The sequence below is a fragment of the Variovorax sp. P4_B11 genome (genome assembly GCF_056402355.1).
In genome coordinates this window covers 57,055-73,066 of sequence record NZ_JBFUHO010000038.1, presented here as the reverse complement: position 1 = coordinate 73,066, position 16,012 = coordinate 57,055, and the positions used below count along the sequence as shown (strand labels likewise).

General features: G+C 65.6%; 12 protein-coding genes and 1 pseudogene. 2 read left to right on the top strand and 11 right to left on the bottom strand.

What is annotated here, in order from left to right; translation table 11 throughout:
• Positions 1–200, bottom strand: a pseudogene (locus AC1DYD_RS27485) (sugar ABC transporter substrate-binding protein); the annotation flags it as partial.
• A gap of 280 nt (positions 201–480) precedes the next feature.
• Between AC1DYD_RS27485 and AC1DYD_RS27480 the strand changes: the two are divergent.
• On the top strand, positions 481–804 hold the full coding sequence (locus tag AC1DYD_RS27480; RefSeq protein WP_478175919.1) for a cell envelope biogenesis protein TolA: 324 nt from the start codon (positions 481–483) through the stop codon (positions 802–804).
• 14 nt (positions 805–818) lie between these two features.
• On the opposite strand, the gene AC1DYD_RS27475 is transcribed toward AC1DYD_RS27480, so the two are convergent.
• Positions 819–995, bottom strand: a complete 177-nt coding sequence (locus AC1DYD_RS27475; RefSeq protein WP_478175918.1) for a hypothetical protein — start codon at positions 993–995, stop codon at positions 819–821.
• Positions 996–1,584: 589 nt separating this feature from the next.
• Here AC1DYD_RS27475 and AC1DYD_RS27470 point away from each other — a divergent pair.
• Entirely contained in the window at positions 1,585–1,998 is a 414-nt protein-coding gene (locus AC1DYD_RS27470) for a cell envelope biogenesis protein TolA (protein ID WP_478175917.1), read from the top strand.
• A 320-nt stretch (positions 1,999–2,318) separates the two neighbouring features.
• Here AC1DYD_RS27470 and AC1DYD_RS27465 read toward each other — a convergent pair whose 3' ends face one another.
• The 9 genes from AC1DYD_RS27465 to AC1DYD_RS27425 form a co-directional block, all read right to left on the bottom strand.
• A complete protein-coding gene (locus AC1DYD_RS27465; RefSeq protein ID WP_478175916.1) occupies positions 2,319–3,110 on the bottom strand; it encodes a type IV pili methyl-accepting chemotaxis transducer N-terminal domain-containing protein in 792 nt (263 codons plus the stop codon).
• 486 nt (positions 3,111–3,596) lie between these two features.
• The gene (locus AC1DYD_RS27460; RefSeq protein ID WP_478175915.1) at positions 3,597–7,025 is read right to left on the bottom strand and encodes an efflux transporter outer membrane subunit; all 3,429 of its coding nucleotides are present in this window, start codon (positions 7,023–7,025) and stop codon (positions 3,597–3,599) included.
• Positions 7,013–8,344: a hypothetical protein gene (locus AC1DYD_RS27455; RefSeq protein WP_478175914.1), complete on the bottom strand. Its 1,332-nt coding sequence runs from the start codon at positions 8,342–8,344 to the stop codon at positions 7,013–7,015. The genes AC1DYD_RS27460 and AC1DYD_RS27455 overlap by 13 nt, the downstream gene beginning before the upstream one ends.
• A gap of 36 nt (positions 8,345–8,380) precedes the next feature.
• Positions 8,381–9,655, bottom strand: a complete 1,275-nt coding sequence (locus tag AC1DYD_RS27450) for an HlyD family secretion protein (RefSeq protein ID WP_478175913.1) — start codon at positions 9,653–9,655, stop codon at positions 8,381–8,383.
• Between the two features lie 821 nt (positions 9,656–10,476).
• A complete protein-coding gene (locus AC1DYD_RS27445) occupies positions 10,477–10,917 on the bottom strand; it encodes an ion channel (RefSeq protein WP_478175912.1) in 441 nt (146 codons plus the stop codon).
• Positions 10,918–10,933: 16 nt separating this feature from the next.
• Positions 10,934–11,962: a DUF2955 domain-containing protein gene (locus tag AC1DYD_RS27440; protein ID WP_478175911.1), complete on the bottom strand. Its 1,029-nt coding sequence runs from the start codon at positions 11,960–11,962 to the stop codon at positions 10,934–10,936.
• A gap of 10 nt (positions 11,963–11,972) precedes the next feature.
• Entirely contained in the window at positions 11,973–13,088 is a 1,116-nt protein-coding gene (locus AC1DYD_RS27435; protein ID WP_478175910.1) for an HlyD family secretion protein, read from the bottom strand.
• Positions 13,085–14,611, bottom strand: a complete 1,527-nt coding sequence (locus AC1DYD_RS27430) for an efflux transporter outer membrane subunit (RefSeq protein ID WP_478175922.1) — start codon at positions 14,609–14,611, stop codon at positions 13,085–13,087. Before AC1DYD_RS27430 ends, AC1DYD_RS27435 begins: the two co-directional genes overlap by 4 nt.
• A gap of 43 nt (positions 14,612–14,654) precedes the next feature.
• Positions 14,655–15,986, bottom strand: coding sequence for an AI-2E family transporter (locus AC1DYD_RS27425; RefSeq protein ID WP_478175909.1), 1,332 nt, complete (start codon positions 15,984–15,986; stop codon positions 14,655–14,657).
• Positions 15,987–16,012: the final 26 nt, after the last annotated feature.

Here is a 16,012-nt window from a genome sequence, read left to right as displayed (position 1 = left end):
TCGGTCTTGCCCGCGCCCGACAGCAGCTTGGCGCCCTTGGCCTTGGCCTCGGCGGTGGCGCCTTCCTTCATCTTGACGAAGAAGGGGTTGGTCTCGGTCTTGGTGATCAGGCCGATCACGGGCTCGGCGGCCTGGGCCGGGACAGGGGCGGCCAGCACAGCGGCGGAGGCCAGGGCGGCGGCGAGGGTGAGCTTGAACATCGGGTTGTCTCCTGTTTGCCAGAAAGTATTGAGGACGGGCAACAGAGTTTGGATTCGCCAAGTTAATAAATCAAGTGGATTGATTAATGGAAAACCCGGGGTTCGGCGACCTCGCTTTGCGCCGCAGCATCCGCCATCGGTTGGATTGCATGCCTGCGGCGCTGCGGCCTATGCTGCGCCCACCATGCGTGAATCCCCTGTCAACGATGGGCCCTGGGGGATCGTTGTGCTCTGACCTCTGCCGATGGCGAGGCGAATCGATCAACTCCCAAGGACATCCATGAGCAAACTTCTCGCAGTCATGATCGCCGGCCTGTTCGCCGCAGGCGCCTATGCGCAAAATCCGGCGGGGACATCGTCGGAGCAACAACCCGTCACGAACAGCAAGGCACAAAACCGCGCCCAATCCAAGGTCGATGCGCGGCCGCAGGGCAAGGTCAAGAAGCCTGTCGGCGACACGGCAAATTCGGAAGAGCTCAATCCGGTTGGCTCCGGCAAGGCGGCAGCAGCCGGCGAGGCGCGCGTCGATACCCGCGATGCCCGCCGTCCGAACCGGACGCCGGCCAAGCAAGGCGGTACGCCTGACATGCCGGGAGCCAAGTAAGCGGGCGCTTCGAGTCACGAGTCATAGGGAACATGATCGTCGCCCGCGGGGCGAAGATGTTTTTCATAGTCCTCAAGCCAAGCCTTGAGGCGACGATCCAGACCTTCTTCAGCGGCCGCCTGGTTGGGGAAATGGCCAGCCAGCGCAGAGGCAGGCGGTGCGCTTCCAGCCGACGAGGCGATCTCGCGCATCGCAGTCTTGATCGACCGCTTGGACGTGCACAGCGAGAACTACCAGATCGACCTCGAGGTTCTACTATGCATCGGCGCGACGATCTGGACGCTGGCTAAGGCGGCTGAGCGCCCATGAAAAAAGCCCGCGATCAGCGAGGTGCCGAACGTCGGGGACACACAGCCATAACAAACAGGGCGTACCCTTGGTCCAGATGGTCCGCTGGCGCTGGTAGAGGCCGCTTCGGCAACCCGCTCACTGAGAGTGGGGCCTCGATGCCGGCGGCCGTCCGCCGATCGCCCCATGAAAAAGCCCGCCGAAGCGGGCAAGACCTTCTTCTTCAAGGTCCATTGAGGAAGGACTCATCGTGGACCTCATTCCTGAACAAAACCTGACGCTGGTTCCATCGTGGCGAAATGGATGGCCTCCGGCGCTGGCAGAGGAAGCTTCGACACCCACGAGGACACGGGCGGTTCCTCGATGCCGGCGACCGTCCGCCGAGCACTGCGCCGCCGTCGCGAATCCCTGTCAACGATGGGGCGAACACCATCGTTGTGGTCTGACCATCTGCTGATGGCGAGGCGAATCGACCAACTTCCAAGGACATCCATGAGCAAACTTCTCGCAGTCATGATTACCGGCCTGTTCGCAGCAGGCGCCTATGCGCAAAATCCGGCGGGGACATCGTCGGAGCAACAACCCGTGACGAACAGCAAGGCACAAAACCGCGCCCAAACCAAGGTGGAAGCTCGCCCCCAAGGCAATGTGAAGAAGCCGGCTGGCGACCAAGTCAACAGCCCCGAACTCAATCCTGAGGCCAGCGGCGGAAAGGCTGCCGCGGCAGGCCAGAACAAGGCCAACGCCAAGGCCCAGGGCATGGTGAAGAAGCCGATGGGCGACGAAGCCAAGAGTGCCGAAATCAATCCTGAGGCCAGCGGCGGCAAGGCCGCGAGTGCGGGACAGGCCAAGGTCGACACGCGCGATGCCAAGGCGGCGGCCAAGAAGCAAGCCCCCACCAATTGACCGGCTTTCGGCGTTTGATTTAAAAGGCGCCCGGCGCTGATCCCCAGGCGCGCCGCTTCGGGGGTCAAGCGTACAGCCGCCGTGGGCCCAAACGCGCTATCCGCATCCGTCGGCGCAGCCCTGTTACGAGCCGGGCGACCGGGGTTCGCCCCTTCCTCCCGCATCGCCCTGAAACCCGCCCTGCGTGGCGGGTTTCTTCGTAAGTCGCCACGATGTGCATCGATCTGGTACGACCAACTCCAGCGCCCGCCGGTTGGCCAGACGTTGATCGTGACCTGGTGCCCGTGGTGTTCAAAGCTGGCATCGGCCAGCCTCACAGGTCAGGTCGTCAATCGGCTGTACATGCTGGTCACCTTGTCCATGACAACCAGAATGTTTTCGCTGGACGCGAACACGTTCGCGCTGCGCTCCGGCGAGGCGGTCTCGGCACCCCGTTGCGCAAGCGCCGCCGTATAGAACACCCATTGATTCCGCGCGAGCTCGATCTCCTGCTTGATGGCCGTCGTCGCCTCGGGCGCATTGGCGAGCACGTCAAGCGCGGACACGAACTCGGCGCGCGCCTTGTCCAGCTCGACCTGGGCGTTGGGCAGAGGGACCTTCCAAGCCATTGCCAGATAGAACTTCGCCACCCGCTGCGACAACATGCGTTGACGCCCCGCGATGTTGACGAGCCGGCCCAGAGGCTTGCCGGACACCTGTTCAAGCTGCGAGGTGCCTTTGTTTGCCAACGCCAGCACCTTGCCATCGAGATCGATCAGCGCCGTTGCGTTTTCGCGCACCGGCGCCTGGCCGACAAGCATGGCCTTGTAGGCGTTCCAGATCGTCTCAAGCTCACCGTACGTCGCCTTGACGTCGGGTGTCGGGGCGAACGCTTTGAGTTCCACGAGCTGGCGCTCGAAGAGGGCCATCGAGGCGGCCAAGATCTCGTCTGCGCGCTGGGTGGCCACGCCCTGGCCGGCCGCCAGGTAGGCCTTGGCGACGCGCTGCGACAACATGCGCTGACGCCCCGCCTTGTTGATCGCGTCGTTCAGATCGACGACCTGCGCAAAGTTGTTACTCACGGTCAGCAGCGTGAGGCTGCCCATCCACCCGATCATGGTTCGCCGGTTCATCGTTCTCCTTTGTAGACGTATCAAATTGGTGCACGTACGGTTGAGCCGCGGTGCACCTTGGTCATGTCGCGTTCTGGCCGAATAGCTTCTGCAGCGGTTCACTGCAGGAAAGAAATATCACTGATCACGCGCGCACTCCTCGCAGCGCGTTCGAGCCAGCCAATTCCAACAAGCTTTCGTCGTCTGACGGTACCCAGACCTCAGCAAGCCGAATGAATGTCTTCATGAGAGGAGGCCATGCATTTTTCGAGCCATGGACTGGTTGATGCCCGCTGCTGTGCTTCCTCGAACCGTTTCGGGATTGTTCAGCGCGACCGCCAGATACTGCGTTTTCGAGTTGGCGACCATTTTCATAGCACAGGGCCGCCAGCCCCAAGGCATCAGCGTCTGAAGTGCGAGAGAACGCTCTTCGTCTTCAGGTCTCAGCCAGGTTTGTTGGTGTGGGCACCCTGCACGAGTGCGACTGATGCGGCTGCGCCGATCGGCTTACCGCGAGGAAGTCTTGACCTCCGCATCGGTCCAGCCGCCGCCCAGCGCCTTGTAGAGGTTCACCGTGTTCACCGCCTGCTTGAGCTGCAATTCAATCCACTGCCTCTGCTCGTTGTAGAGCTCGCGCTGCGAATCCAGGCTGGCGAAATAGTCCTCCATGCCGCTGCGAAAGCGCGCCCGCGAAATCGAGGCCACCTTGTCCAGAGACTGCACCCGTGCCTGCTGCGCTTCGAGCTGCGGACGCAGGTGGCTGTCCGCAATCAACGCATCGGCTGTTTCGCGGAACGCCTGCTGTACCGCGTGCTCATAGGTCGCCATCGCGGCGGCGAGCCGCTCTTCGTTGGCAGTGAGGTTGGCGGACCGGCGCCCCCAGTCGAAGATGGGCAACGACACGCCGAGCACCCCGGCCCAGCTGCGGTTGCCGCTGCCGAGCAGGTTGGAGAACTCGCTGGTGAGGCCGCCACCCACCGCAGTCAACGAGAAGCTCGGCAGGAGCGCGGCCTTGGCGGCACCGACGCCGGCATTGGCGGCCTCGACCCGGGCATAGGCCGCCAACAGGTCCGGCCGGCGCTGCAGCAAACTGGCTGGCAGCCCCGCGGGAACCTCTGCGACGGAGCGGTCGGGCCAGGGGTGTTGCGTGCCGGTCGTCGGTGACACGGGTTGCCCGACCAGCACGTTCAACCACTGCAGGTCCTGCCCGACGCGGATCCGGAATTCTTCACGCTGCACCTTGGCACGCTGCACCAGCGATTGCGAGCGGTAGACATCCAGGTCCGCGGCGCCGCCCACCGAGCGGGCACGCGTCATCATGTTGGTGCTGTCCGTCTGAGAGGTCTCGTCGGCCTCGGACAAGGCCAGCAGCGCGCGATCGGCCCGCAGGGTGAGGTAGGCATTGGAGACCTCTCCCACCAGGTTCATCTGCGCGGCCGCGTAGTCGCGGGCGCTGGCCTGCGCCTGCGAGCCGGCCTGCTGCACGCTGGCGTCGATGCGACCGAAGAAGTCGAGCTCGTAGGCCGTGACGCCCGCCTGGACGCCATAGCTATTGCCGACGCGACCGCCCGGTTGGTTGCTGGTGATCACACCGGTCGAGCTCAGCGACGTAGCCATGTTGCCGCGCTCGGCAAAGCCGCCGACACCGATTTCCGGAAACAGCGTCGAACGAGTGCCCGAGAAAGCTGCGCGGGCCTCGCGGGCCTTCGCGGCGTAGACGCGCAGGTCGCGGTTCTGCGCCAGCGCGGTCGCGATCAGGCCGCGAAGTTCGTCGTCCAGCACGAAGGCCCGCCACGCAACAGGCGCCGACGCAGCACCGGTTGTGCCGACTGGCCATTGCGCCGGCACTTCGACATCCGCGGCCTTGAGCGGCGGCGTCAGGCTACAGCCGCCCAGCAACAGCAGGCCGATCACCGCCACGACCAAGACCGGAACCGACACCGCGACGGCCCGGAACGGCCGCGAAGCCATGCGGGGCCAGCGCCAGCCCGCGCTGGTCATGAAGGCCAGTGCCGCACGGCCCGGGCTGACCTGCGTGGCGACGTGACTGGGCAGCACGGTGAACACATGGCGGATGAGCCGGTCGTGCATGGCTTCGTCGTCGATGAAGCGCAGCTCCGCGCCAGCCTCCGTCCGGTCGGCCACCCATGCAGGAATCCAGCCGACCTGCGCCACATGAATGTCCAGCGGGTCCCCGATGGGAAGGCGCCTGAGCAAGGCACTGTCCTGCAGCAGCGCGCCGTCCATGGCGATGTTGACGAAGCGCGCGGCGCCGACGCCGGCCGAACTGCGTATGTTGGTCAGGGCATCGCACGGGAACCGCTCCTCCTGATCGGGACGTGGTCGGTCCACGCACGCGATCAGCGCCGCGAGGCAGTAAATGGTGGCGGCGATGGTCCAGATCAGGTTGAGCACGTCGGAGTTGCTCAACGAGCTGCCGATCGCCTTCAGTGCGCCCATCTCCATCGCCACGATGAGCCCGCCGAACAACGCGACCAGGTTCCAGTGCACCACCGTTTTCGAGCGATCGAGCCCTTTGGCCGTGACCTTGAATGGCCGGCCGAAGGGACGCAGCAACGCGCCAGCGATGGTGCGGGTCACCGCCATCGCCGCGACAATCTGCGTCACTTCGGTGAATACCGGCAGGGAACGGCGCTGGCTGATCCAGTAGCTGTAGCTCCAGAACATCATCAGCGGCGGCAGCCCATAGGCCGCGAAGGCCTGCGGCGTCGCATAGAACGCGGAAAATCCGCTGTACCAGTAAAGCGCGGGCGCCGCGAGGATCAGCAGCATGAACGGTTTGCTGGCCCAGTGAAGCAAGCCGTGCACGAAGTGCATGCGCGCCGTCAGGCTGTAGCCCTTGCCGCGCAACGGTCCATCGCGCAGGAACGCCACCTGGATGGTGCCGAGGCACCAGCGGCTGCGCTGGTTGACGTAGTCGATGATGCTTTCGGCGGAGAGGCCGTTCGACAAGCGCTCGTTGAGCCAGCGCGTGACCCAGCCATGACGCAGCAGCGTGTATGACGTGTAGATGTCTTCGCACACGCTGCCGGTCGGGAAGCCTCCCGCATCGGTGATCACGTCGCGCCGTACGATGAACGAGGTGCCGACGCAGAACGCCGCATCCACAGCGTCCTTGGCGGGCTGCAGCACATCGAAGAACACGCGTTGTTCGTCGACCCAGCTGTCGGTGGCGCGCAGGTTGTGCTGGATCGGGTCGGCGTTGTAATAGAACTGCGGCGTCTGCACCAGCCCCACCTTCGGCTCGTCGAACAGGCCCAGCACGCGGTACACAATGTTGCGGTGCGGCGCGAAGTCCGCGTCGAGCACGAGGATGTACGGCGCGTTGGTTGTCGCGGCCGACAGGCGCAGCCCGTTGTTGAGGTTGCCGGCCTTCGCGTGCTGATTGTCCGGCCGGCGTGCGTAGTGCACGCCCTTGCGCGCGCAGTGGTCGCGCAACCAGTCGCGCCGCGTGTCGTCGAGCACCCACACATTCACGCGCGGATAGTCGATGGCCTGGGCAGCGATGATGGTTTTCTCGAGCACGCCGAGCTCCTCGTTGTACGTGCAGATGAAGACGTCCACGGCCGGCACATCGGTCCCGCGCCGCCGCAGCTCGGCCTCGCCTCGATCGGCCATGGCGTGGTTTTCGCGGCGGCCCGTCAGGATCTGGATCGACATCAGCGTGCAGACGATCGACACCATCTCGAACGCCAGGAACATCCACGCGTACAGCGTGCCGAAACCGAGGTCGGCCGGCGGCAGCGTTTCGGTCAGGCGCCACACCACGTAGCGCGCGAGCACCAGCGCGGTCAGCGCGCCGAACAGCGTGCGATGCGAAAGGCGGTCGGCCCGCGCCCCGAAGATCATGATCAGCGCCAGCCCCGCGACGATGAGGTTGATCCTGAATTCAGGCGTATCGATCAAGTCGGACATGGCGGGGCTCCTGCGACGACGGCTTTTCCGGTGAAGGGATTCCAGCCCGTGGCGGCCAGAGCGATCCACGCGGTGGCGCCCAGATGGGGCCACCGGTAGTAGAAGAAGTCCGCGCCGGCCGAGTCCGGCCCGATCGCCAGACCGGTGGAGATGCGCGGGTTGGGCGTGGCGTCGTAGAGGCCGTTGTCCGCGCGCTGCGCGGCGAGCAGTTGCCACAGTGCTTCGGGTGCAGCGCCCTTGCGTGCCACCAGGGTCGCGGCAGCCTGCGCGCTGCCTTCGGTCCAGATGCCGTCGGGTTGCCGCGAGAAGCCGTAGCCCGCACCGCTTCGGTGGTTGCGCTCGACCCAGGCCAGTGCCGGCTGCCAGGCGCAGTGGCCCTCGGGTCCCGCCAGCAAGGGCCACAGTTGCGCGTCCAGCCCGGAGCCGTCGGTGGCGATGCTCGCGCCATCGGCTTTCGTGCCGATGAAGAAACGCTGCTCGGCAGGACTCCACATGCGCGAGACGAAGGCCAGTGCGATGCGGCCCTGCCGCGCTTGTTCCGGGCGTCCTGTCAGCCGCGCGGCCCAGGCGGCCGCCATGGCGATATCAATGTTGTGCTCGGTGGACTTCCACGTCTGGGCACGTTGCGCATCGTCCCATCCGTACCAGCCGCCGTCGTAGCCATCGGGGTCGACGACCGCGCGCGTGCGCTGCTCCGTCCAGGCGAGCAATCGGGTGGCGGTCTCCAGGTAGCGGGGCGTCGGCGCCGCCTGATTGACGTTCAGCAACAGCAACGCCGCCCACGCGACGTTGCCGGTGGCGGTGCTGACCTGATAGGCGTCGGCGATCCACTGATTCTTCCCGGCATCCCAGTAGCCCGGCAGCACGGGCTTGCCGTCGTGCACCGGTCCACTGCGGTAGGCGTTGCGCACGCGTCCGTCCGCCGCGTGCGGATCGCGCTCGACCGCCAGGACGATGGCGTCGGCGATGCGTTTGGCCGATGCCGTGTCGCCGCAGGCCAGCAGCGCGATGCCGGCCAGTGCGTTGTCGTACACGAAGGCGACATCCCTCAGCGCGGGCGCGATCGGAGGAAGGCCCGGCCTGGAGTCACCGAGCCGATAGCTCGCAAGGAAGAGCGGGCTCGAGGCATCGCCGTGCTGATCAAACGCTGCTGCGCCGCGCAAGCCCTGGCAACTTTGCCGGGCCAGGGCCTGTTGCGCTTCGCTGGTTGCCGGACCGGCCCCGCACGGGGTCGCCGCCATCAAGGCGATGAGCAACGATGCGCAAGCCGATGCGCAGCGCCAGCGTGCGTTCCGCAAATAGAACACTGAAGATTCCATGGGGTGTTTTCCAGTCGTCGCGTCACCGCGAATCGATCAGGACGTCAGTTCGGCCGTGACCACCTTGCCTGGCGAGCACAAGCTGTTCTGCAAGAGCGGAGCCGACGCCAAGCCCTCGATCTGGGCCACCGCGTAGACCGAGCCTTGCTCCGCATACGGAAAGGGCACGCTGTAGCTGCTGAGCACTTCTTCCGATGCCACAGGCAGCAGTTGCATCACGCGCGCCGGCAGCACTGCGCGGGTGTCGTCCAACGTGACGCCGAGCGAGGAACCGATGTTGAGGCGCTTCGCCAACCGCGGCGGAAACACCGCGACCACTTCGACCCGGCTGCAATCGGTCATGCGCACCAGCGTGGCGCCTTCGGGCACGAAAGTGCCTTGGGACAAGAGAACGGTGCGCACCTGCCCGCCCTGCGTTGCCTTGATCTCGTAGGCGGCCAGCTTTTCGACGCGGCGACGTTCATCGTCTTCGAGAACCGTGACTTGCTGAAGCTGCTTGCTCATCACTTCGCGGTCTCGCTGCGCGCGCTCGACACTGGAAAACAAGGTTTCGCGCCGGCTCACCAGCGACTGGATCACGTTGCCGCTGCCCGCAGCGACGAACGCGCCCTGGCTCGCGCTCGCCACGCTCTTGCCCAGTCCGTTGTAGGCCTGCTCCGCGACGGCGGCGTTTGCGCGCGAGGTGCTCAACTGCGCTTGCGCGGTGGCCATCGTCTGCGGGCTGATCGCGCCCTGGTCGAGCATGGCAGCGGTGTGGCGAACCTTGAGTTCCTGCTCCGCGACCGCGGTTTCCGCCACCTCGCGTTGCCGCCGCGCGATCTGCCACGCATCACGTGTCTGGGCAATCGACGCATTGCGGTACAACTTGACCTGCTGCTCGACGAAAGCCAGCTCGTCGTTGTCTGCACCAAGCTGATTCGCGAGCTGCGACACCTGGCTTTGCAGAGCGAGGCGCTGCGTGGTGAGCGTGGTGAGGATCTCGCGATTGAGGGTGGGGTTCTGCACTGTCGCGACCAGTCTGCCCGGCTCGACCGTATCGAGCGGATGCACCGCCATTTGCGTGACGACCCCGCTGACCGGTGACGTGATGAGCGTGACGGGCGCTTGCAGCACGGCGCGCGTTGCGCGAGAGGAAATCATGGGCACGAGCAAGGTCGAGCCCATCAGCCACAGCACGAAGGCGAGCAGCGCATAGCCGGCAAGGCGCGGAACGATCGAATCGCCAGCGCCGCGCCGGAGGCGACTGATGGCCCCGCTTGAACCGGCATGCGCGGGATCCCCGGGCTGCGAAACCTGTAGGGTCGTGCTCATCTATTCGCCTTTCGTTCAATCGCTGTGGAGCGCCCGAGCAATTCGAGTGCACAGTTCCAAAGACCGCTCTCCGTTTGCGGTGGCACGCTGGTGGGGCGTGAGGCCCGCGCCTCGAAGAAGTGCAATTCATATGCCAATAGGTAGCTCCTTTGCTTTACAAACGAAACAAGCTGTGGGTCTGCAAGACGTTGAAACAAAGCGCAACCCCTTGGAGGTCGCTCAGTGCTTGCGCTTGCACTTCGAGGATGTGCGCCGGTCCCAAGCCCAGGCGACGGGGCTGCACGAGCCGGCGCGCGCTGCGTCGCCATGGGCCGACTTGGCTTCGGGTTACCGGAGTGCCGACAATTCGGGATTCAAGAAGAGGCGGACTCTTCGCTGGTGGAACTGCGTTGGATCATGTCGCATACCTGAGGGTGGACGCCGCAAGGACGCCATACCGGCACCCACGACAAATAAAGCACATCAGCACACGGCAAGACATGCAGCGCAATCCCAAATGTTCACCCAATCCGGCTGAAGCCCCGTGTAAGACAAGAGCCCGTCAGGCCGTCCTAAAAGTCCTGAGCGCTGAGTCGAGCAAACTGCTTCATCGACGCCTCGAATCCGTGTAGGCGCGTATCCATTGTGGGCCGGCGGGCACTTCGGCCTGCTCGATCAGATCCAGCTTTGAGCTGGCGGCGGGATCCGCCACGCCGTTGCGAAAGCCGGCCGATGCTGTGTTCGATCGTCCGAAACCAGTTGCGCCTGTCGACTTGATTTGCCGATGCGCATGCATGCATAGGCAACGGCAATGAATGCGAAGGGCGAGAAGCCGGGCGCGACTACGCTGTTCCGCTCTTTTCAGCTTGAGCCTTGATCATCTGTTGCAGGACCGCCATCAACGCGGCGCCGGTCAGGCCGAACATCAGCACCCCGTTTGCAGCCTCGAGCGGGCCCAGCAGCTTCCAGGGCTTGGTCATCACCACATCACCGTAGCCCAGCGAACTGAAGTTCACTGCAGAGTGGTACACCGCCTCGTACAGCTCGCTGAACTCGCCCAGCGCCATGAACAGCAATCCCCAGATCATGATCTGAAGGAAGTTGCCCAGTATCAGCACGATCATGACGACCAGGAGCGAGCGAATCTGAACAAAGGGCCCCGCGATGATGGCCTCGCGGTGCGATTGGTGGGAGTAGTAGCGAACACTCCAGAACGTGAAGACCGCCTGCAGCACCAGGCACAGCAGGATGGTCGGCAGCCCGATCGCCAGATTGGTCAGCATGGTGTGATTCCTCCGTTCAGCCTTGTCTGTAAAACAGCGCTTCGGATCTGGTGGCTCGCCAGTGTTCCAGCGCCCACACCGTCGCCCAGGCATAGAACGCCACGGCGACGAACAAGGCGACGCGCATGGCCGATGCCTTGAGCACATCCTTGCCGCCGGCGCTGTCCTCGATGGCCGGCCCCAGCAGGAGCAGCATGGTCACCAGGGACTGGACCCAGAACGATGGCGGCAACGAACCGGGCCGGACCCGGAACAGCCGCGCCCCGGCCCACAACGCGGCTGCGGCCATCCACAGCATCAGCATCCACAGGTTGGGGCGCAGCGAAAGGCCGAACCAGAGGCATCCGGCGATCACTGCGCCCATGAGCGTGGACCCCACGAGCTCCTGTCCGGCCGAACGGGTGTTCGTGGCGCCGGCCTGCTGACCCAGCGCCACCGACTTCATGATGGCTGCAACATAGAAGGAGGGGTTGGTCAACGCCAGCACGAAGACCGGCATGACGACCACGACGGCGCGCAAGGCGGTCCAGCTCGCCGACTCCCGGGTGGGGACCTCCGGTGCAGCCTTTTCGCCGGCGGGCACGGGGAGGTCGGGGAAGAGAGCGTGCGAAGCGCCGCTGACCAGCACGCCGATGCAAAGCCCCACCGCGAGGGTCACGCCGATCTGGAAGGCCAAGGCCTGCGCCACCACCCCAATGACCGGAATCAAGGTGATGGCCATCACCAGGATCGTCGTCAGCGGGTTGGCATTGCGCACGCCTGCGTAGAACACCGCGTAGAGCAGCGCCCCTGTCAGCAGCACGCCGGCCAGCGCGTAGTTTTCGAGGACCGGGACCACCAGCACACCGGCCATCATCAGAGCGGCGACGACGAGGGCGAAGACGATGCCCTTGAAGAGCGGGATCGGCGGACCCGGCTTGCACAGGATCAGCACGGCCACCACGCACACTGCGTAGGGCGCCTTCAGCGCCAGGCCGTAGGCGACCAGCACCGCGAGACCCAGGCCGATGGCCAGCCGCAGCACGGCCTTGTCGGCCCTTCCCATTCGGCGCCGCTCAGTAGACATAGGACAGCATGCTCATCATGTGGATGAAGGCCGTTCCCAGCCAGTTCATCAGTCCATGCTCGCCGGTGTAGACCAGCACCTCGGCCTGTCCCCCGACCCGCACGGCGCGCAGCTGCTCACGCTCGGACGGATCGAATTCGATCGCCACCGGAAAGCGCTGCGCCTGGCGCAGCCAATCGCGGCTGTTGTCGATCGTCGGCAGCGTCCCGGGCTGCGCCGGCTGCCCGCTGGCGACCCCGCTGCCGACGCTGCGCACCCGGCCCTTCAGGACCTTGCCCGGCATGACATCGAGCACGATCGCCACCGCGTCGCCGGGCTCGATGTTGCCCAGGTTGTTCTCGGTCATGTCGGCGCTGATCCAGAGGTCGTGAATGGTGACCAGCGTCATGACCGGCGCGCCGGCCTGCACGAACTGCCCGACGTCGGTGCGCAGGTCGGTCACGAGGCCGCCGGCGGGTGCGATCACCTCCGTGCGCTGCATGTCCAGTTCGGCCTTTTCGACGGCCGAGCGGGCACTGATCAGCTGCGCGTTCCTGTCGCCGCTGTCGCCCGCGGCTTCCCGGGCGCGGATCAGGTCCACCCTGGCGGCCTGCTCCTGGCTGAGTGCCTTGACCCGGCTGGCCTGTGCGCTCTGGACCCGGCGGATGGAAATCGCACCAGGGTCTTCCGCGAAGATCTGCTCCAGTCGCGTGGCATCCTGCTGGGCATAGACATAATTGGCCGCGGCCGCCCGCAGCGAGGCCTGGGCTGCGTCCACCGAAGCCACCGACGCATTGACCGAGCGCCGAACCGACTCGTAGTCGGAGCGGCTGCGTTGCAGTGCGATCCGGTATTGCTCGGGGTCGATCGCGAAGAGCTGCTGTCCGCGCTGCACGCTGTCGTTGTTCTTGACGTGCACCTTCAGCACCCGGCCCGACACCTCCGCCGCCACCGGCACCACGAAGGCCTGCACCCGGGCCTGCGATGTATAGGGCGTCAGGCGATCCGACACGAAGTACCAGGCCAGGCTGGCGACGATGAGCACCAGCACGACGATCGCGCCGATGCGGGCGCCCTTGCCGGTCTCGGGCGGCGGCTGCGTGGGCTGCATGGCGGCTTCGCTCATTGTCTTGTCCCTTCCGGAGTGGGCAGCGCATCGGCGCCGGGCGGCGGCAGCGGGACTGCCAGCAGCCCTTTCCAGTCGCTGCGCCGGCCCATGGTCTCCTGCGTCGCATCGTCGAGCACGGGCCGGCTGCGGGCCGCCTCCCAACCGCCACCCATGGCCTTGTAGATGGCGATCAGGCTCTGCGACAGGCTGCCGCGGCTGGCGACCAGCTGGTCCTGCTCGCTGAAGAGCGTCCGCTGCGAGTCGAGCACGCGCTGGAAGTCGATCAAGCCTTCGTTGTACTGCCTGTCGGCGATTTCCAGCGAACGCTGCGCGGCCTTCACTGCGTCGGCCAGCAGCGCGATCTGCTCGCCGGTCTTGGCAAAGCCGACCGACGCATCATCGATCTCGCGCGCCGCCCGCAGCACCGTGTCCTGGTACTGCTCATAGAATTGCTGGAACCTCGCGTCCTGCAGCAGCACGGTGTTGGTCAGCCGTCCATGGTCGAACACGTTCCACACCAGGCCGGGTCCGATGGCCCCACTCAGGACCTGTGACGATCCCGAGACCGACGTGGCCGACAGGCCCAACGAGCCCAGCAGCGAGATGGAGGGATAGAGGTCCGCCACGCTCACGCCGATCAGGGCGGACTGCGCCGCCAGCTGCATTTCCGCCGCCCGCACGTCCGGACGGCGTCGCAGCAGTTCGGCCGGCAGGTCGACGATGACGTCCAGGCCGGCCTGCGGGATCCGTTCCTTCCCCTCCTCCATCTCGGGCAAGGGGCCCGGGGGGCGGGCCAGCAGGATGCTCAATGCGTTCTGGGTCTGGCGCAGGACGATTTCCAGCTGGGGCACGGTCGAGAGGGTGCCCAGGTACTGGGCCTTGGCCTGCTGGACGTCCAGCTCGGACTCGTTGCCGCTCTTGAAATGCAGCTCCGTGATCTGCAGGCTGCGCCTTTGCAGCTCGGCGTTCTCGCGCGAGATCCGCAGCCGCAGTTCCACCGTGCGGATCGAGCTGTACAGGCCGGCGACCTGGGCCGCCATCAGCACCTGCATGTCGTCGTACTGGGCGATGCTGGCGAGATAGGCGGCGTCCGCCGACTCGATGCTGCGCCTGAACTTGCCCCAGAAGTCGAGCTCCCAGCTCACCCTCAGCGCGGCATTGGCAGTCACGGCACTGGTGTCGCGCCCGCCTGAACGCTGCTCGCCCACGCCGAGCACCTCGCCGGTCACCTGCTGCACCTGCGGATAGCGCGTGCTGTCGGCAATGCCGAGCTGGGCCCGTGCCTCCATGATGCGCATGCCGGCGATCCGCACGCTGGGATTGACGCGCTGCGCCTCGGCGACGAGCTGGTCGAGCACGGGGTCGTCGAAGTTGCGCCACCACGCCTGCAGCAAGCCATTGCGCGGGCGCCGCGGATCGGCGGCGAGGGCTTCGAGCGAACCGCCCGACCAACCGGACAGCCAGGGCACCCGTGGCCGTTCGAAATCGGGGCCCACCGTGGTGCACCCCCCGAGCATCGCGGCCGCGCCGGCCAAGGCCATCACTCGCACCCTCGATCCCTTCGAAGGCATCGCGCGCATCGGCTCAGGTTGCCGTCGGTGAATCGGTCTCCGTCTCGACGACATCCGGATCGGTCGCCACCCACCGCATGAGGATCTGATAGCCCAGGCTCAGCGCGGCGGCACCCACGAACATGCCCAGGATGCCGGCGCCCGCCAGGCCGCCCAACGCACCGATCAGGACCACCGGCATGGGGGCATCCACGCCCCGGCCCAGCAAGAGCGGCTTCAGGACGTTGTCGAGCATGCCGGAGATCACGAGGAGCACGCTGTAGACCACGGCGGGCACGGTTTCGAACGCCCCGCTCAGCCAGATGTAGGCGATGACCGGCACGGTGACCAGGAGCGCTGGCACCTGCGCAATGCCCAGCACCAGCACGATGATCGCCAGCACGCCGGCAAAGGGAATGCCGGCGATGATCAGGACGATGCCCACGACCATGGCCTGGATGAAGGCCACGCCCACCACGCCCAGGGCCACCGCACGAATGGTTTGGGTCGCCAGATCGGCGAACTCCTCGCCCCGCCGGGTGCCCGCGATGCGCCCGAGGATGGACCTCGCGGCCTCGGAGCCCGACTCTCCGAAGGCCATGATGATGCCTGCGATGATGAAGGAGAACACGAAAAGCAGCACCGACCCCGCCATGCTGGCCACCATCTCCAGCGCCTTGGCGGCCAGTTCCGCGAGCTGTGGCTGCAACTTCTTGAGCACCGATGGCAAGTCCCTGCTGGCCAACGACCAGACGCTGTTCACTTCCTTGCCAACGATGGGCCACTCCTTCACGCCGGGCGGCGGTGGAGGAATCTTCACGTCGTCGTCGCGCATGTTGACGACGGTCTGATGGACCGAATCGCCCAGCGAGCCCAGCACCACGGCCGTGGGCGCCACGATCAGCGTGATGCCGGCCAGCACCAGCAACGTGGCCGCCAGCCCCTGTTTTCCACCGAGTCGACGGGCCAGCGCCTGATGGCCCGGGTACATCGTCACCGCCAGGATCACGGCCCAGGCCATCATGGAGATGAAGGGCGAGAAGATCCGGTAACACAGCAGGGTCAGGGCCAATACCAGGCCGGCCCGGATGAATACATCCATCAGCTTCCTGGACATCCGCGTTTCGCGTACGAGATCAGGTTGGGAGAGCGTTGCCATGGGTCGACCTTCGAAAGTAGACGACGCAGGAATTTTCCTGCGATGTTCTCTCTTCGACTTGACAACTCTCAACAGTTCGGCTTCCGGAACTCTTGTGATGTGGCAGGATGCTGGCTCAGGAACGGTCAGCGTGCGCACAATGAGACCCGACAGCTCTCCCGGGGACGCAGCCTCCCAACCGGACGGCGGCAATGTCGTGTCGGCCAAGGATGCGTTCGCGGGCCGGCCCCAAG

Excerpts from the sequence above, each read along its gene's own strand:
- AC1DYD_RS27480 (WP_478175919.1), top strand. The coding sequence starts at position 481 with ATGAGCAAACTTCTCGCAGTCATGATCGCCGGCCTGTTCGCCGCAGGC.
- AC1DYD_RS27475 (WP_478175918.1), bottom strand. The coding sequence starts at position 995 with ATGCGCGAGATCGCCTCGTCGGCTGGAAGCGCACCGCCTGCCTCTGCG.
- AC1DYD_RS27470 (WP_478175917.1), top strand. The coding sequence starts at position 1,585 with ATGAGCAAACTTCTCGCAGTCATGATTACCGGCCTGTTCGCAGCAGGC.
- AC1DYD_RS27465 (WP_478175916.1), bottom strand. The coding sequence starts at position 3,110 with ATGAACCGGCGAACCATGATCGGGTGGATGGGCAGCCTCACGCTGCTG.
- AC1DYD_RS27460 (WP_478175915.1), bottom strand. The coding sequence starts at position 7,025 with ATGTCCGACTTGATCGATACGCCTGAATTCAGGATCAACCTCATCGTC.
- AC1DYD_RS27455 (WP_478175914.1), bottom strand. The coding sequence starts at position 8,344 with ATGGAATCTTCAGTGTTCTATTTGCGGAACGCACGCTGGCGCTGCGCA.
- AC1DYD_RS27450 (WP_478175913.1), bottom strand. The coding sequence starts at position 9,655 with ATGAGCACGACCCTACAGGTTTCGCAGCCCGGGGATCCCGCGCATGCC.
- AC1DYD_RS27445 (WP_478175912.1), bottom strand. The coding sequence starts at position 10,917 with ATGCTGACCAATCTGGCGATCGGGCTGCCGACCATCCTGCTGTGCCTG.
- AC1DYD_RS27440 (WP_478175911.1), bottom strand. The coding sequence starts at position 11,962 with ATGGGAAGGGCCGACAAGGCCGTGCTGCGGCTGGCCATCGGCCTGGGT.
- AC1DYD_RS27435 (WP_478175910.1), bottom strand. The coding sequence starts at position 13,088 with ATGAGCGAAGCCGCCATGCAGCCCACGCAGCCGCCGCCCGAGACCGGC.
- AC1DYD_RS27430 (WP_478175922.1), bottom strand. The coding sequence starts at position 14,611 with ATGGCCTTGGCCGGCGCGGCCGCGATGCTCGGGGGGTGCACCACGGTG.